Origin of the sequence: Billgrantia kenyensis (assembly GCF_013697085.1) — a bacterium.
Lineage (GTDB): Bacteria > Pseudomonadota > Gammaproteobacteria > Pseudomonadales > Halomonadaceae > Halomonas > Halomonas kenyensis.
Genome location: NZ_JACEFT010000003.1, coordinates 218,586 through 236,534 on the forward strand (window position 1 = coordinate 218,586; position 17,949 = coordinate 236,534).

Genomic DNA, 17,949 nt, shown 5'->3' on the forward strand with positions numbered 1-17,949 from the left:
ATTGCCGACTTGCCCACTCAGGTACAGGAGCGACCCAATGCTGAGCGTGATCTCGCCCGCCAAGACGCTGGATTTCGAGACCCCTGCCACCACGACCATTCACTCGCAGCCGGACCATCTCGAACGCAGCCAGCAGTTGATCGAGATCCTGCGCGACTATTCGCCCCAGCAGCTCAGCGAACTGATGGGCATCAGCGACAAACTGGCCGGATTGAATGCCGCCCGCTTCGCCGAATGGCAGCCTCCTTTCACTGCTGACAACGCCAAGCCCGCGGCACAAGCCTTTCAGGGCGACGTCTACGTGGGACTCGAGGCGACTTCCTTCAGCGACGCCGACAACGCCTTTGCCCAGCAGCACCTGCGCATTCTCTCCGGCCTCTACGGCCTGCTGCGCCCCCTCGACCTGATCCAGCCCTATCGCCTGGAGATGGGAACCCGACTGAGCAACCCGGCCGGCAAGGATCTCTACGCCTTCTGGCAGGACACCCTCACCCAGGCGCTCGACGATGCCATCGCCGACAGCGGCTCGAAGGTACTGGTCAATCTCGCTTCCAACGAATACTTCAAGGCGATAAATGCCAGACAGCTCGGCGCCCGGGTGATCACGCCGGTATTCAAGGATGAAAAGAACGGCAAGTTCAAGATCATCAGTTTCTATGCCAAGAAGGCACGCGGCCTCATGGCAGCCTGGATGATCCGCCAGCGACTGGACGATCCAGAGCAGCTGAAGGCTTTCGATGTCGCCGGCTACGCCTTCAACCCGGCCATGTCGGAGGGTGATACCCTGGTGTTCACCCGCCCCGAGACACAGGACTGAGGCTCAGAAGAAGCGCAGCGGATGCGCAGCGCGCGGCTTGAGAAAACGCTTGTGAACCTGGCGAAAGCGTTCGTCGTCGCAACGGTCGAGCCACTCATAGGCCACCATGTCGGCGCTTACCGGTATGGCCCCGGCACGCATCATGCGCTCGCGGGCAAGGCTCGCCTCCGTTGCGCGCCGGCTGACCGCGGCCTCGCTGAGCCAGTAGACCTCATAGCCCGCCTCCAGCAGGCCCAGCCCAGTCTGCAGCACGCAGATATGCGCCTCGCTGCCGCATAGCACAACCTGGCGCCGGCCGCTTGCGGCCAGTGCACCGGAGAAATCGGCCTCGGCATGGGCGTTGAAATGCACCTTCTGCCACAGCCGGTGCTCCGGAAGCGCCTCGAGCAGCCCGGGGTCGCTGCCGCCGAGACCTTGAGGGTACTGCTCGGTCAACCAGACCGGAACGCCTACTTCACCGGCAATGCCACCCAGCCATGCCGCCGCCGCCACCGCCTGCGCGCCCCCGTCTATGACCGGGAGCAGCCCGGCCTGGAGGTCGACGACCAGCAGCAGGCTCGACTCACTTCTCAAGCGCATGCTTTTCTCCCCATTGTTGTCATCACTTCCGTCAGCATAGACGGTAGAATGTTCCGACCCAATTCGACCTTCCCCACACATTCAAAGAGGGCACACGATGCGCCACTTTCTTGTCATGCTCATGGTTGCCGTCATGGGCGTCGGCCTGGCCGTGGAACATGCCGAAGCCCGCCGCATGGGCGGCGGCGGCAACGTCGGCAACTTTTCACGCTCGGCCGACCGTCCGGCTGCGGCACCCAACCAGGCCGCGCCTGCCCGCCAGGCCCAGTCAGGCCAGGCTGCTGGCTCGCGCATGCCGGGCATGCTGGGCGGAATGCTCGCCGGGGGCCTGCTCGCCGCGCTGTTCTTCGGCGGCGCCTTCGATGAGCTGCGCCTGATGGACATCCTGTTGATCGCCGGCCTCGGCTTCCTGCTGTTCCGCCTGCTCGCCCGCCGTCGCACAGCCGTTGCCGGCACGACGCAGCAGCCTGCCCAGCCCCATGCCGAGCCACAGGCCTTCCAGCCGGCTCCTGGCGCATCCATGGGCGGTGCTGCTGCCTTCGACAGCCTGCCGACCTGGTTCGACCGCGAACGCTTCCTCTCCGGGGCCAAGGAGCACTTCATGACGCTGCAGCGCGCCTGGGACAACAACGACTTCGCCGGTATCCAGGAGTACGTCACGCCGGAGCTCTATAATCTACTGCGGGAAGAGCGCAGCAAGCACCCGGCCAACAACCGTACGGAAATCGTTCGTCTGTTTGCGGAACTCGGCAACGTACGCGAAATTGGCAGCCAGGCCGAAGCCACGGTCATCTTCCACGGTGTCCTCGAGGAAAACGCCGAGCAGACCGAGTTCAACGAAACCTGGCACCTCGTCCGCGACTTGCGCGACGGCGCTCCGTGGTACCTGCAAGGCATCGAACAGAACGCAACCGGCTGATATCCAGCACTTTGGGCCACTTACGGCGTATCATGCCGGAGGTGGCCCAATGACGAAGTGGCACCGCTCAGGCCAACAGGCGTGCCACCAGAGCTTACTCCTCCTCGGCATCTTCCTCGATTTCCTCGCTGACTTCCCCCAGGCGCTCATCCAGCTCCTCCATGGCCTCGTCGATGTTCCGCTCAGTCGTTTCGCCGGGGCCGGCACCGTCACAGCCCGCCATTCCCAGGCTTGCGAGCACCAGCCAGACGCTCAACAGCCACTTTCCCGATAGCATTCTCTCAGCCTTGCTCCACCACCATGTGAGTTGCCACCCTAGCTGCGAACATTCCGGCCTGCCACTGGTCCCGGTGTACGCCTGTTTGTAACGAGTTGCCAGCGTGACTGGGCAGGGTTGTGCGCTGCGCCTGGCAAGCTCAGGGATCGACATGCAGGAAAAAGAAAACCGGCCCCCATGGGAGCCGGTTTGTTACTTCTACTGCTACAGCACTACCAGGCCAAGCCAAGCCTGCAGCCGGGAATCAATCCTCGGCGGCTTCCTCGGCCTCATCTGCCACCTCGACGACCGGACGGTCGACGAGTTCGACGAAGGCCATGGGGGCGTTGTCGCCGGTGCGGAAACCGCACTTGAGGATACGGACGTAACCGCCCGGACGCTCGGCGTAACGCGGACCCAGCTCATTGAAGAGCTTGCCGACCGCTTCCTTCGAGCGGGTGCGGCTGAAGGCCAGACGACGATTGGCGACGCTGTCCTGCTTGGCCAGGGTGATGAGCGGCTCGATGACGCGACGCAGCTCCTTGGCCTTGGGCAGGGTTGTCTTGATCACTTCGTGCTCGATCAACGACACGCTCATGTTCTTGAACATGGCCTGGCGATGCGAGCTGGTACGATTCAGGTGACGACCACTCTTACGATGACGCATGGTTGTGATTCCTTACCAAACTTGGACTCGAGTCGACGCTCACGCGGAGGCCTTGTCGTCCTTCAGGCTCGCCGGCGGCCAGTTTTCCAGCCGCATGCCAAGGGAAAGACCACGAGCAGCCAACACGTCCTTGATTTCATTCAGGGACTTCTTGCCGAGGTTCGGCGTCTTCAGCAGCTCAACTTCGGTGCGCTGGATCAGATCGCCGATGTAGTAGATATTCTCGGCCTTCAGGCAGTTGGCACTGCGGACGGTCAACTCGAGATCGTCTACGGGACGCAGCAGGATCGGATCGACGTGATCCTCTTCCTCCTCGACCTCCTGTTCCTTGTCGGCTTCCAGGTCGACGAACGCAGCCAGCTGCTCCTGCAGGATGGTCGCGCTGCGACGGATCGCCTCTTCCGGATCCAGGGTGCCGTCGGTTTCCAGGTCGATGATCAGCTTGTCGAGGTCGGTACGCTGCTCGACACGCGCGGCATCGACGGCATACGAGACGCGACGCACGGGGCTGAAGGTGGCATCCAGCTGCAAGCGGCCGATGCCACGAGATTCGTCTTCGGCACTCATGCGCGCATCCGCCGGCTCATAGCCGCGGCCACGAGCGATCTTGAGCTGCATCTTGAGCTCGGCACCCTCGTTGACGTGGGCGATGACGTGATCCGGATTGACGATCTCGACGTCGTGATCGAGGACGATGTCGCCCGCGGTCACCACGGCCGGGCCCTGCTTGTTCAGCGAGAGCACCGCCTCGTCGCGACTGTGCATGCGGATGGCCACGTCCTTGAGGTTCAGAAGAATCTCGATGACGTCTTCCTGAACACCCTCGATCGCGCTGTACTCATGCTCGACACCCGAGATCTCGACTTCCACCACGGCACAGCCGGGCATGGACGAGAGCAGAATGCGACGCAGCGCATTGCCCAGGGTATGGCCAAAGCCACGCTCGAACGGCTCGAGCACGATCTTCGCGTGATGCGCGCTGATCTCTTCGACCTTGATATCGCGCGGACGGAGAAACTCTGTCACTGAACGCTGCATAACTACACCTTTGAGGCTGCCTAACGGTTACTCGGTACTCGTTGCCGACCCCGAAGGGTCGGCACGACGCGATCAGCGACGCTTACTTCGAGTACAGCTCGACGATCAGGTTTTCGTTGATGTCGGCCGACAGGTCGCCGCGCTCCGGGATAGCCTTGAAGGTGCCTTCCATCTTCTTCGCGTCCACCTCGATCCAGGCGACGTCGCCCCGATTGGCAGCGATGGAGAGTGCACTCTGGATGCGCGCCTGGTTCTTCGCCTTCTCACGAACGGAAACCACGTCACCGGGCTTGACCTGGTAGGAGGCCACATTGACGGTACGGCCGTTGACCGAAATCGCCTTGTGGCTCACCAGCTGGCGCGCCTCGGAGCGAGTGGAGCCAAAGCCCATGCGGTAGACGACGTTGTCCAGTCGGGTTTCAAGCAGCTGCAGCAGGACTTCGCCGGTGGCGCCGGAGCGACGGGCGGCTTCCTTGTAGTAGCTGCGGAACTGCTTTTCGAGTACGCCGTACATACGACGTACTTTCTGCTTCTCGCGAAGCTGCAAGCCGTAGTCGGAAAGACGCTGACGGCGCTGGCCGTGCACACCCGGGATCTGCTCGGATTTGCACTTCTTCTCGAAGGGAGTCACACCACTCTTGAGGAAGAGGTCGGTGCCTTCACGACGAGACAGTTTGCACTTCGGTCCAATATAACGAGCCATGAATCTGTCTCCTTAAACGCGGCGTTTCTTCGGCGGACGGCAGCCATTGTGGGGAATGGGCGTCGCGTCAGTGATGCTCTGCACGCGGAAGCCGGCGGCACTCAGAGCGCGCACGGCGGATTCACGGCCAGGACCGGGGCCCTTGACCAGCACGTCGACGTTTTTCACACCATACTCGGCTGCAGCGGTCGCTGCACGTTCGCTTGCCACTTGAGCAGCGAACGGGGTGCTCTTGCGAGAACCACGAAAACCCGAACCACCGGCAGTTGCCCAGGAAAGGGCGTTGCCCTGGCGGTCTGTGATCGTCACGATCGTGTTGTTAAAAGAGGCGTGGATATGCGCAACGGCATCCACTACCTGCTTTTTAACCTTTTTACGGTTGCTACGCGGGTTAGCCATGTTGATGTCTATTCCTGTCTTTACGCCAGAACGTGCGTGTTACTTGCGGATCGGCTTACGCGGGCCCTTACGGGTACGCGCGTTAGTCTTGGTCCGCTGACCACGCAGCGGAAGACTACGACGATGACGCAGACCACGATAGCAACCCAGGTCCATGAGACGCTTGATGTTCAGCGTCACATCACGACGAAGGTCACCTTCCACGGTGTACTTGCCAACCTCGGCACGCAGGGCATCGACCTCTTCTGAGGAGAGCTCCTGAATCTTGGTGGTCGGCGCGATGCCGGTAGCGGCACAGATTTCCTGTGCACGCGTGCGGCCAATCCCGAAGATATAGGTCAGCGAGATCGCCGCATGCTTGTTGTCCGGGATATTGACGCCTGCAATACGGGCCATCAGCTTTCTCCGAAATTTGAGCGGCTTGCTCGATTAGTTGCTACAAAAGGCGCAACAGCATACCCCTTTACCCACCTTGGGGCAAGGGGTATGCATGCACCACTTTTCCCAGACGCCAGAATCAACCCTGGCGCTGCTTGTGCCGCGGCTCAGTGCAGATGACGCGTACCGCGCCATTGCGCCGAATGATCTTGCAGTTGCGGCACATCTTCTTGACGGAAGCTCGAACTTTCATCGTTCCTTCTCCAAAATCGGCGCGGCGCGCCGGGTCAACGGCAGCGCCACTCAGCGCATGATGCCGCCGCTGCCATAGCCTTTCAGGTTGGACTTCTTCATCACCGACTCGTACTGGTGCGACATGAGGTGCGACTGCACCTGGGCCATGAAGTCCATGATGACCACCACGATGATCAACAGCGCGGTACCGCCAAAGAAGAACGGCACGTTCCACGCCACGATCAGGAACTGGGGCATCAGGGAAACCGCAGTGATGTACAGGGCGCCGCACAGGGTCAGACGGGTCATGACCTTGTCGACATAGCGAGCGGTCTGCTCACCAGGACGAATACCCGGGAGGAAGGCCCCTGACTTCTTGAGGTTGTCAGCGACATCCTTGGGATTGAAGACCAGTGCTGTGTAAAAGAAGCAGAAGAATATCACCGCCGCGCCGAAAAGCAAGATGTAGAGCGGCTGACCCGGGCCCAGGGCCTGGGAAGCACGCTGCAGCCACTCCATGCCGTCACCCGCTCCGACCCACTGGCCGAGGGAGGCGGGGAACAGCAGGATGCTGGAGGCGAAGATCGGCGGAATCACGCCCGCCATGTTCACCTTCAGCGGCAGGTAGCTGCTCTGCCCAGCATACATCTTGTTGCCGACCTGGCGCCGCGGGTAGTTCACCGTGATGCGGCGCTGGCCGCGCTCGATGAAGACCACGAAGGCCACGGTGGCCACGCCCAGTACGGAGAGGGCCAGCAGCGGCAGCACGTTCCACGCGCCTTCGTTGCGGGCCAGCTCGAACGCCTGACCCACCGCACCCGGCAGGCCGGCGACGATACCGGCGAAGATCAGCAGCGAGATACCGTTGCCGATACCCTTCTCGGTGATCTGCTCGCCAAGCCACATCAGGAACACTGCACCCGACACGAAGGTCACGATGGCAGTGAAATAGAAGCTGAAGTCAGCGGTATAGGCGATGCCTTGGCTCGCCAGGCCCACCGACATGCCGGTGCCCTGGACGAAGGCCAGCAGCACGGTACCGTAGCGGGTGTACTGGCTGATCTTGCGGCGACCGGCCTCGCCTTCCTTCTTCAACTGCTCGAGGTGGGGCGAGACGGCGGTCAGCAGCTGCATGATGATCGACGCCGAGATGTAGGGCATGATGCCCAGCGCCATGATGCTCATGCGCTCCAGGGCGCCACCCGAGAACATGTTGAACATGCCAAGGATGGTGCCCTGCTGCTCCCTGAACAAGGCAGCAAGCTGGTCAGGATTGATACCGGGAACGGGGATATGGGCACCGATTCGGTACACCACGATGGCGAGGAGCACGAAGCGCAGGCGCGCCCACAGTTCACTCAGACCGCTGCCCATCGCCGGCATGTTTCCTGACTTGGCCATTTAGTCCTCTACCTTGCCACCGGCGGCTTCGATCGCGGCACGGGCACCCTTGGTGACCTTGAGACCGCGAACGGTGACCGCCTTGTTGACGTCGCCGGAAAGAATGATCTTCGCGTGCAGAGTCGCGTCCTTCAGCACGTTGGCCTGCTTCAGGGTCTCCAGGGTGACTTCGTCACCGGCGACCTTGGCCAACTCGCTCAGGCGCACTTCCTCCGACACCAGCGACTTCATGGAGGTGAAGCCGAACTTGGGCAGGCGCCGCTGAAGCGGCATCTGACCGCCCTCGAAGCCGGGCTTGACGCTACCGCCGCTGCGCGACTTCTGGCCCTTGTGGCCACGGCCGCCGGTCTTGCCCAGACCGGAGCCGATGCCACGGCCAACGCGCTTCTCGGCGTGCTTGGAGCCCGGTGCCGGGCTCAGGCTGTTGAGTTTCATGGATTACTCTCCCTCTACCCGCACAAGGTAGTTGACCTTGTGGATCATGCCGCGCACGGCAGGGGTGTCTTCCAGTTCGACCGTATGACCGATGCGGCGCAGCCCCAGGCCCTTCATGGTGGCCTTGTGCTTGGGCAGTGTGCCGATGGTGCTACGGATCTGGGTAACCTTGAGTGTGGCTGCCATGGTATTTACCCCGTGATCGCTTCGACAGACAGACCGCGCTTGGCGGCGATGTCTTCCGGCGACTGCATGGAAGCGAGACCCTTGACGGTCGCGCGCACCACGTTGACCGGATTGGTGGAGCCGTAGCACTTGGCCAGGACGTCGTGGACGCCGGCCAGCTCGAGCACGGAGCGCATGGCGCCGCCGGCGATGATCCCGGTACCTTCGGAGGCCGGCTGCATGTACACCTTGGAGGCGCCGTGACGGGCCTTCACCGGGTACTGCAGCGTGTGCCCCTTGAGGCTGACCTTGACCATGTTACGGCGCGCCTGGTCCATGGCCTTCTGGATCGCAACCGGCACTTCACGTGCCTTGCCGCGACCGAAGCCGACACGACCATTGCCGTCGCCCACGACGGTCAGAGCGGTGAAACCGAAGATACGGCCACCCTTGACCACCTTGGCGACACGGTTGACCTGCACGAGCTTTTCCTGCAGGTCGCCGGTGTTCTGTTCGTTCTTCGCCATCGTTAAACCCTTTAGAATTCCAGGCCGCCTTCACGTGCGGCGTCGGCCAGGGCCTTGACGCGACCGTGATACTTGTAACCGGCACGATCGAAGGCCACCTGGGTGATGCCAGCCTGCTTGGCGCGTTCGGCAATCAGCGCACCCACCTTGGCGGCAGCGTCGGCGTTACCGGTCGCACCCGCACGCAGGTCCTTGTCCAGCGTGGAAGCGCTGGCCAGCACCTTGCCACCATCCGGCGAGATGATCTGCGCGTAGATGTGGCGCGGGGTACGGTTGACGCACAGGCGAAACACGCCCAGCTCGCGCATCTTGGCACGAGCGCGGCGGGCACGACGGAGACGAGATTCTTTCTTCGCGTTCATAACCCTGCCTTACTTCTTCTTGGCTTCTTTGCGACGCACCTGCTCGTCGGCGTACCGGACACCCTTGCCCTTATAGGGCTCGGGCGGACGGAAGGCGCGGATTTCCGCAGCCACCTGACCGAGCTTCTGCTTGTCCGCGCTCTTCAGCACGATGACGGTGTTCTTCGGTGTTTCCACCGAGACACCCTCAGGCAGGGAGTACTCGACCGGGTGTGAGAAGCCCAGTGACAGATTCAGCGTCTGGCCACTTGCCTGGGCACGATAGCCGACGCCAACGATTTCGAGGGTCTTGGTGAAGCCCTCGGAGACGCCGGTGACCAGGTTCTGGACCAGAGCACGAGTGGTGCCGACCATGGCCCAGGACTTGGCGCTCTCGCTCGGGTTGAAGGTCAGCTGACCCTCTTCCTGGGCGATGGCCACGTCCGGGTGAACGGTCATGGACAGCGTGCCCTGGCCGCCCTTGACGGTCAGCTGGTCGGCGTCAAGCTTGACGTCGACGCCGGCGGGCACTTTAACCGGATATTTGGCTACGCGGGACATTCCAGACTCCTAGAATACGGTGCAGATGACTTCGCCACCGACGCCCGCCTGGCGAGCGGCGCGGTCGGTCATCACGCCCTTGGAGGTGGTGACGATCGCCACACCCATGCCGTCAGCCACCTTGGGCAGTGCATCCTTGCCCTTGTACTGGCGCAGGGACGGCTTGGACACCCGCTGCAGGTGCTCGATGACCGGCTTGCCCTCGAAATACTTGAGGGTCACGGTCAGCTCGGGCTTGGTACCTTCAGCGACCGCGAAGTCGTTGATATAGCCCTCTTCCTTCAATACGCGGGCCACCGCGACCTTGAGCTTGGAGGACGGCATGGTAACCGTCTCCTTGGTGGCCATCTGCGCATTGCGGATACGGGTGAACATATCCGCCAGAGTATCTTGCATGCTCATTTAGTTTGCGCTCCTGATGTTTCCGTGGCGGCTTACCAGCTGGACTTCTTCAGCCCAGGGACCTCGCCACGCATAGCGGCTTCACGCAGCTTGTTACGGCCGAGGCCGAACTTGTTGTAGTAGCCGTGCGGACGACCGGTGATCCGGCAGCGGTTACGCTGACGCACCGGACTGGAGTCGCGCGGTAGCTGCTGCAACTTCAGCGTTGCTTCGAAGCGCTCTTCATCGGAAGCGTTCACGCTCTGGATGATCGCCTTGAGCTCGGCACGGCGGGCCGCATACTTCGCGACCAGCTTGGTGCGCTTGAGCTCACGCTCTACCATGCTCTTCTTTGCCATGATCCAACCTTTATTTCTTGAACGGGAAGTTCAGCGCGCTCAGCAGCGCACGACCTTCCTCGTCGGTGTTGGCAGTAGTGGTGATGGTGACATCCAGACCACGAATCCGGTCGATCTTATCATACTCGATCTCCGGGAAGATGATCTGCTCACGCACACCCATGGAGTAGTTGCCGCGACCGTCGAAGGACTTCGGGTTGAGACCACGGAAGTCACGTACGCGGGGGATCGCGATGTTGACCAGTCGATCGAGGAATTCCCACATGCGCTCGGAGCGCAGGGTCACCTTGATACCGATCGGCCAACCTTCGCGCACCTTGAAGCCCGCGATGGACTTGCGTGCCTTGGTCACCAACGGCTTCTGACCGGAGAGCTTCTCCAGGTCGCCGATGGCATTCTCGATCAGCTTCTTGTCGCTGGTCGCGTCACCGATGCCCATGTTGAGGGTCACCTTGGTGATCCGCGGCACCTGCATCACGTTGGCGTAGCTGAACTGCTCTTGGAGTTGAGCCACCACCTCGTTCTGATAACGTTCTTTCAAGTTCGCCATTTTGCTACCCGACTCGCGTTAGGCGTCGATCTGCGTCTGCGTCGACTTGTAGATACGTACCTTGGTACCGTCTTCCTTAACCTGGAAGCCGACGCGATCCGCCTTACCGGTCTCCGAGTTGAAGATCGCCACGTTGGACGCGTGAATCGGAGCCTCGCGCTCGACGATACCGCCCTGATTGCCCGCCATGGGGTTGGGCTTGGTGTGACGCTTGATCATGTTCACACCGGACACGACGAAGCGGTTTTCGAGAACCCGCTTGACGGTGCCGCGCTTGCCCTTGTCCTTGCCGGCGATGACGATCACTTCATCGTCACGTTTGATCTTTTGCATATCCGCCTCGCTCCTTACAGCACTTCGGGCGCCAGGGAAATGATCTTCATGAACTTCTCTGTACGAAGCTCACGAGTCACCGGCCCGAAGATACGGGTGCCGATCGGCTGTTCGTTGGTGTTGTTCAACAGAACTGCCGCATTTCCATCGAAGCGGATCAGCGAGCCGTCGGAACGACGAACACCGCTGCGGGTACGAACCACCACCGCCTTGAGGACCTGGCCCTTCTTGACCTTGCCACGCGGAATGGCTTCCTTCACCGTGACCTTGATGATGTCGCCAACACGCGCGTAGCGGCGGTGCGAGCCGCCAAGCACCTTGATGCACTGCACCCGGCGCGCTCCGCTGTTGTCGGCGACATCCAGCATTGTCTGAGTCTGAATCATCGGTTTTCTCCAAACCTAATCTGACTGCTCTCGCCGAGCTCAGCCCCTGGCCTGCTCGATCACCTCGACCAGCGTCCAAGCCTTCTTCTTGGACAGCGGACGGCACTCCTGAATGGATACCGTATCGCCGGCCTTGGCCTGGTTCGCCTCGTCATGGGCGTGCAGCTTGGTGGAGCGCTTGACGTACTTGCCATAGATCGGGTGCCGCTCGCGGCGCTCGATCATGACGACGATGGACTTGTCCATCTTGTCGCTCACCACCTTGCCGGTGAGCGTACGGGCTTTCTTTTCTTCGGCCATCTCAGTCACCTGCCTTCTCGTTGAGCACAGTCTTCACCCGGGCGATGTCCCGACGAACCTGCTTGAGCAGATGAGTCTGGCTGAGCTGGCCGGTGGCCTTCTGCATGCGCAGGTTGAACTGCTCGCGGAGGAGTTCGAAGAGCTGCTCCTGGAGCTGCTCGACTGACTTTTCACGAATTTCCTGGGCTTTCATCACATCACCGTCCGTTTCACAAAGGTGGTGGACACGGGCATCTTCTGGGCAGCCAGGGAGAAGGCCTCGCGGGCCAGCTCTTCGGACACGCCTTCGATTTCATACAGGACCCGACCCGGCTGGATCTGCGCGACCCAGTACTCGACCGAACCCTTACCCTTACCCATACGGACTTCGAGTGGCTTCTTGGAAATCGGCTTGTCGGGGAAGACGCGGATCCAGATCTTGCCGCCACGCTTGACGTGACGGGTGATCGCACGACGGCCGGCTTCGATCTGGCGCGCCGTGATGCGGCCGCGACCGGTTGCCTTCAGGCCGTATTCCCCGAAGCTGATCTTGCTTCCGCGATGCGCCAGGCCACGATTGCGACCTTTCTGCATCTTGCGGAATTTCATGCGCTTGGGCTGTAACATCGACTCGCTCTCCCCTTACCTGGAACCTTTCTTCTTGGAGGGCGCGGCCTGAGGCTGTTGCTTGGCCTTGGCGCGGACCTCTTCGATGCCCCCGAGGATTTCACCCTTGAAGACCCACACCTTGACACCGATGATGCCGTAGGTGGTTTTTGCCTCAAAGGTGGCGTAGTCGATGTCCGCACGCAGGGTGTGAAGCGGCACACGACCCTCACGGTACCACTCGGTACGCGCGATTTCGGCACCACCCAGGCGACCTGACAGCATCACCTTGATACCACCCGCACCCAGGCGCATGGCGTTCTGCACGGAACGCTTCATGGCACGACGGAACATGACGCGACGCTCGAGCTGGCCGGCGATGTTCTGCGCGACGAGCTTGGCGTCCAGCTCCGGCTTGCGGACTTCTTCGATGTTGACGTGCACGGGCACGCCCATCATCGCGGTGACGTCGCGACGCAGCTTGTCGACGTCCTCGCCCTTCTTGCCGATCACGATGCCCGGACGGGCAGTGTGAATGGTGATACGGGCGTTGTTGGCCGGACGCTCGATAGTGATCTTGCTCACGGAAGCGTTTTTCAGACGCTCCTCGAGGAAGCGACGCACTTCGAGGTCGTTGTTCAGCTTGTCGGCATAAGCACCGCGCTCGGCGTACCACACCGAGGTGTGGTCCTTGACGATACCCAGCCGAATACCTGTCGGATTGACTTTCTGACCCATCTGGTCGACTCCTACTTCTCGGCTACCTTGACGGTGATGTGGCACGTGCGCTTCAGGATGCGATCCGCGCGACCCTTGGCCCGCGGCTTGATGCGCTTGAGCGTCATGCCCTCATCGACGCAGATGGTCGAGACACGCAGCTCGTCGATATCCATGCCGTTGTTTTCTTCCGCATTCGCGATGGCGGACTGCAGCACTTTCTTGACCAGCTTGGCAGCCTTCTTCGGTGAGAAGGTCAGCAGGTCGAGCGCCTCGGCGACCGGTTTACCGCGCACCTGGTCAGCCACCAAACGGGCCTTCTGGGCGGATAAACGAGCGCCACGCAGCTTAGCTGTGACTTCCATCTCTCAATCCTCTCTGGCTTACCGTTTGGCTTTCTTGTCCGCCGCATGACCGCGATAGGTGCGGGTGGCAGCGAATTCGCCCAGCTTGTGGCCAACCATTTCCTCGGAGACGTGCACCGGGACGTGTTGGCGACCGTTATGGACTGCAATGGTGAGCCCGACCATGTTCGGCAGGATCATGGAACGACGCGACCAGGTCTTGATCGGTTTGCGGTCGTTCTTCTCCACTGCAGCCTCAACCTTCTTCAGCAGATGAAGGTCGATAAAAGGACCTTTCTTCAGTGAACGTGGCACAGCCGTTACCCCTTAATGTCTGTTACTTGGCCTTGCGGCGGCGAACGATCAGCGCGTCAGTGCGCTTGTTCTTGCGGGTCTTGTGGCCCTTGGTGGGCACACCCCACGGCGTCACCGGATGACGACCACCGCTGGTGCGGCCTTCACCGCCACCGTGCGGGTGATCCACCGGGTTCATGGCCACACCGCGAACGGTAGGACGCACGCCTCTCCAGCGCTTCGCACCGGCCTTGCCAAGTTGACGCAGGCTGTGCTCAGAGTTGCTCACTTCACCCAGGGTCGCGCGGCAGTCGGCCAGCACCTTGCGCATCTCGCCGGAGCGCAGACGCAGAGTGGCATAGCTACCTTCACGAGCGACCAGCTGGGCGCTGGTACCGGCACTGCGAGCGATCTGCGCGCCCTTGCCGGGCTTGAGCTCGATGCAGTGAACGGTGGAGCCCAGCGGGATGTTGCGCAGCGGAAGGGTGTTGCCCTTCTTGATTGCCGCGTTCACGCCGGACTCGAGCTTGTCGCCTGCACTCACGCCCTTGGGCGCGATGATGTAGCGACGCTCACCATCCAGGTACTTCAGCAGCGCGATGTGTGCGCTACGATTGGGATCGTATTCGAGGCGCTCAACGACGGCGGGAACGCCATCCTTGGTGCGCTTGAAGTCGATCAGCCGGTAGTGCTGACGATGACCACCGCCCACGTGGCGGGTGGTGATACGACCGTTGTTGTTACGACCGCCACTGCGCGACTGCTTCTCGAGCAGCGGTGCGTAGGGCTTACCCTTGTGCAGCTCGCCGCTGACGACCTTGACGAGGTGGCGACGACCGGCGGATGTGGGTTTAGTCTTGACGATTGCCATGATCCGTACTCCTGCCCTTATTCGGCGCCAGTGAAGTCTTCGAGCGTTTCACCAGCAGCCAGGGTCACGTAAGCCTTGCGGTAACCCTGACGGCGGCCCAGACCGTGCGCAGTGCGCTTGGTCTTGCCCTTCATGTTCAGCACCTGGACGCGATCGACCTTCTTGCCAAACAGCACCTGAACGGCCTGCTTGATCTCGGGCTTGGTCGCGTCACTGGCCACCTTGAACACATACTGGTTGCGCTCGGCGGCGAAAGCGGCCTTCTCGGTCACGTGCGGACCGAGCAGAACCTTGAATACGCGCTCCTGGTTCATGCCAGCTTCTCCTCGAATTTACGCAGAGCAGAGACGGTGACCAGCACCTTGTCAAAGGCGATCAGGCTCACCGGATCGGCGGCAGCTACGTCCACCACATCCACATTGGGGATGTTGCGAGCGGCCAGATAGAGCTTCTCGTCGACTTCTTCGGTGACGATCAGCGCCTTCTCGAGACCCAGCTCGCCCAGTTTGGCAACCAGCTGCTTGGTCTTGGGCGCATCGACGGTGAACTCTTCGATGGCGACCAGACGCTCCTGGCGGACCAGCTCGGACAGGATGGAGCGCATCGCGGCGCGGTACATCTTGCGATTGACCTTTTGCGAGTGGTCCTGAGGACGCGCCGCAAAGGTCACACCGCCACTACGCCAGATCGGCGAGCGAATGGTACCGGCGCGAGCGCGACCGGTGCCCTTCTGACGCCACGGCTTCTTACCGCCGCCACGCACGTCGGAACGGTTTTTCTGAGCGCGGGTACCCTGACGACCACCGGCCAGATAGGCAGTGACGACCTGGTGAACCAGCGCCTCGTTGAACTCTTTGCCAAAGGTGGCGTCGGCGACTTCGACAGTACCTGCGCCTGCAGCAAGATTCAGATTCATCGGTGTTATCCCCTTCAGCCAGCTTTGACGGCGCTGCGAACGATGACGTCGCTGCCGGTAGCACCGGGCACGGCACCCTTGATCAGCAGCAGGTTGCGCTCGGCATCGACCCGCACGACTTCGAGGCTCTGGACGGTGCAGCGGGCGTTGCCCATCTGACCGGCCATCTTCTTGCCCTTGAAGACACGACCCGGGGTCTGACACATGCCGATGGAACCCGGCGCACGATGCGACAGGGAGTTGCCGTGGGTGGCATCCTGGGTGCGGAAATTCCAGCGCTTGACGGCGCCCTGGAAACCCTTGCCCTTGGAGGTGCCGGTCACATCGACCTTCTGACCAGCTTCGAAGAGGGATACGGTGAGTTCGCCGCCCACTTCCGGAGTCTCGTCGCCTTCAGCGAGGCGGAACTCCATCAGCGAGCGACCGGCCTCGACACCTGCCTTGGCGTACTGACCTGCTTGCGCCTTGGTGAGGTGCTTGGCCTTGCGGGAGCCGGTTGTCACCTGAATCGCGGCGTAGCCGTCGGACTCGACGGACTTCACGCTGGTAACGCGATTCGGCTCAACCTCGATCACGGTTACGGGCACGGAGGCGCCATCTTCGGTAAAGACGCGGGTCATACCGGCCTTTCTACCGACCAAACCGATAGTCATTCTCAGTCTCCTTTAGTGTACGGGGCTGTCACCCGCTATGGCTGCCCTTTCCAGAGCATTCCACTAGCACGTTGTATGACGCCATCACGGCGTGGCGGCTGCTGCTCCCACTTGCTTGAGGAGCGCTGGGCCGCGGTGTCTAGTGTAATCAGTCGAGCTTGATCTGAACGTCCACGCCGGCGGCGAGGTCGAGCTTCATCAGGGCGTCGACGGTCTTTTCGGTCGGCTCGACGATATCGAGCACACGCTTGTGAGTGCGGATCTCGTACTGGTCGCGCGCGTCCTTGTTGACGTGCGGCGAGATCAGAACGGTATAGCGCTCACGATTGGTCGGCAGCGGGATCGGACCGCGCACCTGGGCGCCAGTACGCTTGGCGGTATCAACGATCTCCGCGGCGGACTGGTCGATCAGGCGATGGTCGAATGCCTTCAACCGAATGCGAATCTTCTGGTTCTGCATTTGCCCTAAACTCCAATGGATGTCGACGGCGCGTGCCGCCTACCCACGCATTCAAAGGATGCGCATTATATGCACGCCGAATGCGAGTGTCAAACACTCTGCATCCGGTGCGCAGAAAGGGGGCTCCTCGCGGAGCCCCCTTCGATCAGCCAGAAGCCCAGGGCTTACTGAACGATCTTGGCCACGACGCCGGCGCCGACGGTACGACCGCCTTCGCGGATGGCGAAACGCAGGCCGTCATCCATGGCGATCGGAGCGATCAGGGTGACGACCATCTTGACGTTGTCGCCCGGCATGACCATCTCGACGCCTTCCGGCAGCTCACAGGTACCGGTCACGTCGGTGGTACGGAAGTAGAACTGCGGACGGTAGCCCTTGAAGAACGGCGTGTGACGACCACCCTCTTCCTTGGACAGCACGTAGACTTCGGCTTCGAAGACGGTGTGCGGGTTGATGGTGCCCGGCTTGGCCAGGACCTGGCCACGCTCGACTTCGTCACGCTTGGTGCCGCGCAGCAGGGCGCCGACGTTCTCACCGGCACGACCTTCGTCGAGCAGCTTGCGGAACATCTCGACACCGGTAACGGTGGTCTTGGTGGTGTCCTTGATACCGACGATCTCGACTTCCTCGCCGGCCTTGACGATGCCGCGCTCGATACGACCGGTGACCACGGTGCCGCGACCGGAGATGGAGAACACGTCCTCGATCGGCATCAGGAACGGCTGGTCGATGGCACGCTCCGGCTCCGGAATGTACTCGTCCAGTGCCTTGATCAGGTTGGCAACGGCAGTGGTACCCATGCCGTTCTCGTCTTCACCGTTCAGCGCCATCAGGGCGGAGCCGGTGATGATCGGCGTGTCGTCGCCCGGGAAGTCGTATTCGTTGAGGAGCTCACGCACTTCCATCTCGACCAGTTCGAGCAGCTCTTCGTCGTCGACCATGTCGGCCTTGTTCAGGAACACGACGATGTACGGAACGCCAACCTGACGCGACAGCAGGATGTGCTCGCGAGTCTGCGGCATGGGGCCGTCGGCAGCGGAACAGACCAGGATAGCGCCATCCATCTGGGCGGCACCAGTGATCATGTTCTTGACGTAGTCGGCGTGCCCCGGGCAGTCGACGTGAGCGTAGTGACGCTGCTCGGACTGGTACTCGACGTGAGAGGTAGCGATGGTGATACCACGCTCACGCTCTTCCGGAGCGTTGTCGATGGAGTCGAACTGACGCCATTCACCGCCGAAGACCTCAGCAGAAACGCGAGTCAGGGCCGCAGTCAGAGTGGTCTTGCCGTGGTCGACGTGACCGATGGTGCCGACGTTGACGTGCGGTTTGGAACGTTCGAATTTTTCCTTAGCCACTTCGATAACCTCTTTAACGTTT

33 protein-coding genes are annotated in these 17,949 nt (G+C 61.5%); 2 read left to right on the plus strand and 31 right to left on the minus strand.

Features of this window, described 5'->3' with window-relative positions; genetic code table 11:
* Positions 1-37: 37 nt before the first annotated feature.
* Positions 38-817 carry a peroxide stress protein YaaA gene (yaaA, locus tag H1D44_RS04875; protein WP_181513729.1) on the plus strand — a complete coding sequence of 260 codons (780 nt, stop codon included), beginning with the start codon at positions 38-40 and terminating at the stop codon, positions 815-817.
* 3 nt (positions 818-820) lie between these two features.
* Here yaaA and H1D44_RS04880 read toward each other — a convergent pair whose 3' ends face one another.
* Positions 821-1,396 (minus strand): isochorismatase family protein, encoded by a 576-nt coding sequence (locus H1D44_RS04880; protein WP_181513730.1) that lies wholly within the window; start codon positions 1,394-1,396, stop codon positions 821-823.
* A 97-nt stretch (positions 1,397-1,493) separates the two neighbouring features.
* Between H1D44_RS04880 and H1D44_RS04885 the strand changes: the two genes are divergently transcribed.
* The gene (locus H1D44_RS04885; protein ID WP_181513731.1) at positions 1,494-2,315 is read left to right on the plus strand and encodes a Tim44 domain-containing protein; all 822 of its coding nucleotides are present in this window, start codon (positions 1,494-1,496) and stop codon (positions 2,313-2,315) included.
* 94 nt (positions 2,316-2,409) lie between these two features.
* Here the strand turns inward: H1D44_RS04885 and H1D44_RS04890 are convergent, their stop codons facing one another.
* From H1D44_RS04890 to tuf, 30 genes are all read right to left on the minus strand, one after another.
* Positions 2,410-2,571, minus strand: coding sequence for a hypothetical protein (locus H1D44_RS04890; RefSeq protein WP_181513732.1), 162 nt, complete (start codon positions 2,569-2,571; stop codon positions 2,410-2,412).
* 265 nt (positions 2,572-2,836) lie between these two features.
* Positions 2,837-3,238, minus strand: coding sequence for a 50S ribosomal protein L17 (rplQ, locus tag H1D44_RS04895; RefSeq protein ID WP_181513733.1), 402 nt, complete (start codon positions 3,236-3,238; stop codon positions 2,837-2,839).
* A 39-nt stretch (positions 3,239-3,277) separates the two neighbouring features.
* The gene (locus H1D44_RS04900) at positions 3,278-4,276 is read right to left on the minus strand and encodes a DNA-directed RNA polymerase subunit alpha (RefSeq protein ID WP_181513734.1); all 999 of its coding nucleotides are present in this window, start codon (positions 4,274-4,276) and stop codon (positions 3,278-3,280) included.
* An 82-nt stretch (positions 4,277-4,358) separates the two neighbouring features.
* Positions 4,359-4,979, minus strand: a complete 621-nt coding sequence (gene rpsD / locus H1D44_RS04905; protein ID WP_181513735.1) for a 30S ribosomal protein S4 — start codon at positions 4,977-4,979, stop codon at positions 4,359-4,361.
* 12 nt (positions 4,980-4,991) lie between these two features.
* Positions 4,992-5,378 (minus strand): 30S ribosomal protein S11, encoded by a 387-nt coding sequence (gene rpsK, locus H1D44_RS04910; protein ID WP_010626488.1) that lies wholly within the window; start codon positions 5,376-5,378, stop codon positions 4,992-4,994.
* A 39-nt stretch (positions 5,379-5,417) separates the two neighbouring features.
* Positions 5,418-5,774, minus strand: a complete 357-nt coding sequence (gene rpsM, locus H1D44_RS04915) for a 30S ribosomal protein S13 (RefSeq protein WP_010626487.1) — start codon at positions 5,772-5,774, stop codon at positions 5,418-5,420.
* Between the two features lie 121 nt (positions 5,775-5,895).
* Positions 5,896-6,009 (minus strand): 50S ribosomal protein L36, encoded by a 114-nt coding sequence (gene rpmJ / locus H1D44_RS04920; protein WP_031384759.1) that lies wholly within the window; start codon positions 6,007-6,009, stop codon positions 5,896-5,898.
* 50 nt (positions 6,010-6,059) lie between these two features.
* Complete coding sequence (gene secY, locus H1D44_RS04925; RefSeq protein ID WP_181513736.1) at positions 6,060-7,391, minus strand: preprotein translocase subunit SecY; 1,332 nt, start codon at positions 7,389-7,391, stop codon at positions 6,060-6,062.
* On the minus strand, positions 7,392-7,826 hold the full coding sequence (gene rplO / locus H1D44_RS04930; RefSeq protein ID WP_181513737.1) for a 50S ribosomal protein L15: 435 nt from the start codon (positions 7,824-7,826) through the stop codon (positions 7,392-7,394).
* Positions 7,827-7,829: 3 nt separating this feature from the next.
* On the minus strand, positions 7,830-8,012 hold the full coding sequence (gene rpmD, locus H1D44_RS04935; protein WP_010626484.1) for a 50S ribosomal protein L30: 183 nt from the start codon (positions 8,010-8,012) through the stop codon (positions 7,830-7,832).
* Between the two features lie 5 nt (positions 8,013-8,017).
* A complete protein-coding gene (gene rpsE, locus H1D44_RS04940) occupies positions 8,018-8,518 on the minus strand; it encodes a 30S ribosomal protein S5 (RefSeq protein ID WP_010626483.1) in 501 nt (166 codons plus the stop codon).
* An 11-nt stretch (positions 8,519-8,529) separates the two neighbouring features.
* On the minus strand, positions 8,530-8,880 hold the full coding sequence (gene rplR / locus H1D44_RS04945) for a 50S ribosomal protein L18 (RefSeq protein ID WP_010626482.1): 351 nt from the start codon (positions 8,878-8,880) through the stop codon (positions 8,530-8,532).
* Positions 8,881-8,889: 9 nt separating this feature from the next.
* Positions 8,890-9,420, minus strand: a complete 531-nt coding sequence (rplF, locus tag H1D44_RS04950; RefSeq protein ID WP_181513738.1) for a 50S ribosomal protein L6 — start codon at positions 9,418-9,420, stop codon at positions 8,890-8,892.
* Between the two features lie 9 nt (positions 9,421-9,429).
* Positions 9,430-9,822, minus strand: coding sequence for a 30S ribosomal protein S8 (rpsH, locus tag H1D44_RS04955; protein ID WP_181513739.1), 393 nt, complete (start codon positions 9,820-9,822; stop codon positions 9,430-9,432).
* Between the two features lie 32 nt (positions 9,823-9,854).
* Positions 9,855-10,160 carry a 30S ribosomal protein S14 gene (gene rpsN / locus H1D44_RS04960; protein WP_181513740.1) on the minus strand — a complete coding sequence of 102 codons (306 nt, stop codon included), beginning with the start codon at positions 10,158-10,160 and terminating at the stop codon, positions 9,855-9,857.
* 10 nt (positions 10,161-10,170) lie between these two features.
* Complete coding sequence (rplE, locus tag H1D44_RS04965; protein WP_181513741.1) at positions 10,171-10,710, minus strand: 50S ribosomal protein L5; 540 nt, start codon at positions 10,708-10,710, stop codon at positions 10,171-10,173.
* Positions 10,711-10,728: 18 nt separating this feature from the next.
* Positions 10,729-11,043 carry a 50S ribosomal protein L24 gene (gene rplX, locus H1D44_RS04970; protein WP_009723895.1) on the minus strand — a complete coding sequence of 105 codons (315 nt, stop codon included), beginning with the start codon at positions 11,041-11,043 and terminating at the stop codon, positions 10,729-10,731.
* Between the two features lie 14 nt (positions 11,044-11,057).
* On the minus strand, positions 11,058-11,429 hold the full coding sequence (gene rplN, locus H1D44_RS04975; RefSeq protein WP_010626476.1) for a 50S ribosomal protein L14: 372 nt from the start codon (positions 11,427-11,429) through the stop codon (positions 11,058-11,060).
* Positions 11,430-11,468: 39 nt separating this feature from the next.
* Complete coding sequence (gene rpsQ / locus H1D44_RS04980; protein ID WP_010626475.1) at positions 11,469-11,729, minus strand: 30S ribosomal protein S17; 261 nt, start codon at positions 11,727-11,729, stop codon at positions 11,469-11,471.
* A 1-nt stretch (position 11,730) separates the two neighbouring features.
* Positions 11,731-11,922 (minus strand): 50S ribosomal protein L29, encoded by a 192-nt coding sequence (rpmC, locus tag H1D44_RS04985; RefSeq protein ID WP_010626474.1) that lies wholly within the window; start codon positions 11,920-11,922, stop codon positions 11,731-11,733.
* On the minus strand, positions 11,922-12,335 hold the full coding sequence (rplP, locus tag H1D44_RS04990; RefSeq protein ID WP_111413341.1) for a 50S ribosomal protein L16: 414 nt from the start codon (positions 12,333-12,335) through the stop codon (positions 11,922-11,924). The genes rpmC and rplP overlap by 1 nt, the downstream gene beginning before the upstream one ends.
* A gap of 15 nt (positions 12,336-12,350) precedes the next feature.
* Positions 12,351-13,052 carry a 30S ribosomal protein S3 gene (gene rpsC, locus H1D44_RS04995; RefSeq protein WP_010626472.1) on the minus strand — a complete coding sequence of 234 codons (702 nt, stop codon included), beginning with the start codon at positions 13,050-13,052 and terminating at the stop codon, positions 12,351-12,353.
* A gap of 11 nt (positions 13,053-13,063) precedes the next feature.
* Positions 13,064-13,396: a 50S ribosomal protein L22 gene (gene rplV / locus H1D44_RS05000; protein WP_010626471.1), complete on the minus strand. Its 333-nt coding sequence runs from the start codon at positions 13,394-13,396 to the stop codon at positions 13,064-13,066.
* Positions 13,397-13,414: 18 nt separating this feature from the next.
* On the minus strand, positions 13,415-13,690 hold the full coding sequence (rpsS, locus tag H1D44_RS05005; RefSeq protein ID WP_009098993.1) for a 30S ribosomal protein S19: 276 nt from the start codon (positions 13,688-13,690) through the stop codon (positions 13,415-13,417).
* Between the two features lie 22 nt (positions 13,691-13,712).
* Complete coding sequence (rplB, locus tag H1D44_RS05010; protein ID WP_181513742.1) at positions 13,713-14,540, minus strand: 50S ribosomal protein L2; 828 nt, start codon at positions 14,538-14,540, stop codon at positions 13,713-13,715.
* Between the two features lie 17 nt (positions 14,541-14,557).
* Positions 14,558-14,854, minus strand: a complete 297-nt coding sequence (rplW, locus tag H1D44_RS05015; protein WP_111413338.1) for a 50S ribosomal protein L23 — start codon at positions 14,852-14,854, stop codon at positions 14,558-14,560.
* On the minus strand, positions 14,851-15,456 hold the full coding sequence (gene rplD / locus H1D44_RS05020) for a 50S ribosomal protein L4 (RefSeq protein WP_181513743.1): 606 nt from the start codon (positions 15,454-15,456) through the stop codon (positions 14,851-14,853). Before rplD ends, rplW begins: the two co-directional genes overlap by 4 nt.
* Positions 15,457-15,470: 14 nt before the next feature.
* Positions 15,471-16,109 carry a 50S ribosomal protein L3 gene (rplC, locus tag H1D44_RS05025; RefSeq protein WP_181513744.1) on the minus strand — a complete coding sequence of 213 codons (639 nt, stop codon included), beginning with the start codon at positions 16,107-16,109 and terminating at the stop codon, positions 15,471-15,473.
* 148 nt (positions 16,110-16,257) lie between these two features.
* Positions 16,258-16,569, minus strand: a complete 312-nt coding sequence (gene rpsJ, locus H1D44_RS05030) for a 30S ribosomal protein S10 (RefSeq protein WP_010626466.1) — start codon at positions 16,567-16,569, stop codon at positions 16,258-16,260.
* 164 nt (positions 16,570-16,733) lie between these two features.
* Entirely contained in the window at positions 16,734-17,927 is a 1,194-nt protein-coding gene (gene tuf / locus H1D44_RS05035; protein WP_181513745.1) for an elongation factor Tu, read from the minus strand.
* Positions 17,928-17,949: the final 22 nt, after the last annotated feature.

Bases quoted from the DNA above. Each gene is read 5' to 3' on its own strand.
- rplF (WP_181513738.1), bottom strand. From the start codon at position 9,420: ATGTCCCGCGTAGCCAAATATCCGGTTAAAGTGCCCGCCGGCGTCGAC.
- rpsJ (WP_010626466.1), bottom strand. From the start codon at position 16,569: ATGCAGAACCAGAAGATTCGCATTCGGTTGAAGGCATTCGACCATCGC.
- rplO (WP_181513737.1), bottom strand. From the start codon at position 7,826: ATGAAACTCAACAGCCTGAGCCCGGCACCGGGCTCCAAGCACGCCGAG.
- rpsK (WP_010626488.1), bottom strand. From the start codon at position 5,378: ATGGCTAACCCGCGTAGCAACCGTAAAAAGGTTAAAAAGCAGGTAGTG.
- H1D44_RS04885 (WP_181513731.1), top strand. From the start codon at position 1,494: ATGCGCCACTTTCTTGTCATGCTCATGGTTGCCGTCATGGGCGTCGGC.
- rplV (WP_010626471.1), bottom strand. From the start codon at position 13,396: ATGGAAGTCACAGCTAAGCTGCGTGGCGCTCGTTTATCCGCCCAGAAG.
- rpmD (WP_010626484.1), bottom strand. From the start codon at position 8,012: ATGGCAGCCACACTCAAGGTTACCCAGATCCGTAGCACCATCGGCACA.
- rpmJ (WP_031384759.1), bottom strand. From the start codon at position 6,009: ATGAAAGTTCGAGCTTCCGTCAAGAAGATGTGCCGCAACTGCAAGATC.
- H1D44_RS04880 (WP_181513730.1), bottom strand. From the start codon at position 1,396: ATGCGCTTGAGAAGTGAGTCGAGCCTGCTGCTGGTCGTCGACCTCCAG.
- rplE (WP_181513741.1), bottom strand. From the start codon at position 10,710: ATGGCGAACTTGAAAGAACGTTATCAGAACGAGGTGGTGGCTCAACTC.
- rplP (WP_111413341.1), bottom strand. From the start codon at position 12,335: ATGTTACAGCCCAAGCGCATGAAATTCCGCAAGATGCAGAAAGGTCGC.
- rplD (WP_181513743.1), bottom strand. From the start codon at position 15,456: ATGAATCTGAATCTTGCTGCAGGCGCAGGTACTGTCGAAGTCGCCGAC.
- rplW (WP_111413338.1), bottom strand. From the start codon at position 14,854: ATGAACCAGGAGCGCGTATTCAAGGTTCTGCTCGGTCCGCACGTGACC.
- yaaA (WP_181513729.1), top strand. From the start codon at position 38: ATGCTGAGCGTGATCTCGCCCGCCAAGACGCTGGATTTCGAGACCCCT.
- secY (WP_181513736.1), bottom strand. From the start codon at position 7,391: ATGGCCAAGTCAGGAAACATGCCGGCGATGGGCAGCGGTCTGAGTGAA.
- rplN (WP_010626476.1), bottom strand. From the start codon at position 11,429: ATGATTCAGACTCAGACAATGCTGGATGTCGCCGACAACAGCGGAGCG.
- rpsE (WP_010626483.1), bottom strand. From the start codon at position 8,518: ATGGCGAAGAACGAACAGAACACCGGCGACCTGCAGGAAAAGCTCGTG.
- rplQ (WP_181513733.1), bottom strand. From the start codon at position 3,238: ATGCGTCATCGTAAGAGTGGTCGTCACCTGAATCGTACCAGCTCGCAT.
- rpsN (WP_181513740.1), bottom strand. From the start codon at position 10,160: ATGGCAAAGAAGAGCATGGTAGAGCGTGAGCTCAAGCGCACCAAGCTG.
- rpmC (WP_010626474.1), bottom strand. From the start codon at position 11,922: ATGAAAGCCCAGGAAATTCGTGAAAAGTCAGTCGAGCAGCTCCAGGAG.
- rplR (WP_010626482.1), bottom strand. From the start codon at position 8,880: ATGAACGCGAAGAAAGAATCTCGTCTCCGTCGTGCCCGCCGCGCTCGT.
- rplB (WP_181513742.1), bottom strand. From the start codon at position 14,540: ATGGCAATCGTCAAGACTAAACCCACATCCGCCGGTCGTCGCCACCTC.
- H1D44_RS04900 (WP_181513734.1), bottom strand. From the start codon at position 4,276: ATGCAGCGTTCAGTGACAGAGTTTCTCCGTCCGCGCGATATCAAGGTC.
- rpsQ (WP_010626475.1), bottom strand. From the start codon at position 11,729: ATGGCCGAAGAAAAGAAAGCCCGTACGCTCACCGGCAAGGTGGTGAGC.
- rpsC (WP_010626472.1), bottom strand. From the start codon at position 13,052: ATGGGTCAGAAAGTCAATCCGACAGGTATTCGGCTGGGTATCGTCAAG.
- rpsD (WP_181513735.1), bottom strand. From the start codon at position 4,979: ATGGCTCGTTATATTGGACCGAAGTGCAAACTGTCTCGTCGTGAAGGC.
- rplX (WP_009723895.1), bottom strand. From the start codon at position 11,043: ATGCAAAAGATCAAACGTGACGATGAAGTGATCGTCATCGCCGGCAAG.
- rpsM (WP_010626487.1), bottom strand. From the start codon at position 5,774: ATGGCCCGTATTGCAGGCGTCAATATCCCGGACAACAAGCATGCGGCG.
- rpsH (WP_181513739.1), bottom strand. From the start codon at position 9,822: ATGAGCATGCAAGATACTCTGGCGGATATGTTCACCCGTATCCGCAAT.
- rplC (WP_181513744.1), bottom strand. From the start codon at position 16,109: ATGACTATCGGTTTGGTCGGTAGAAAGGCCGGTATGACCCGCGTCTTT.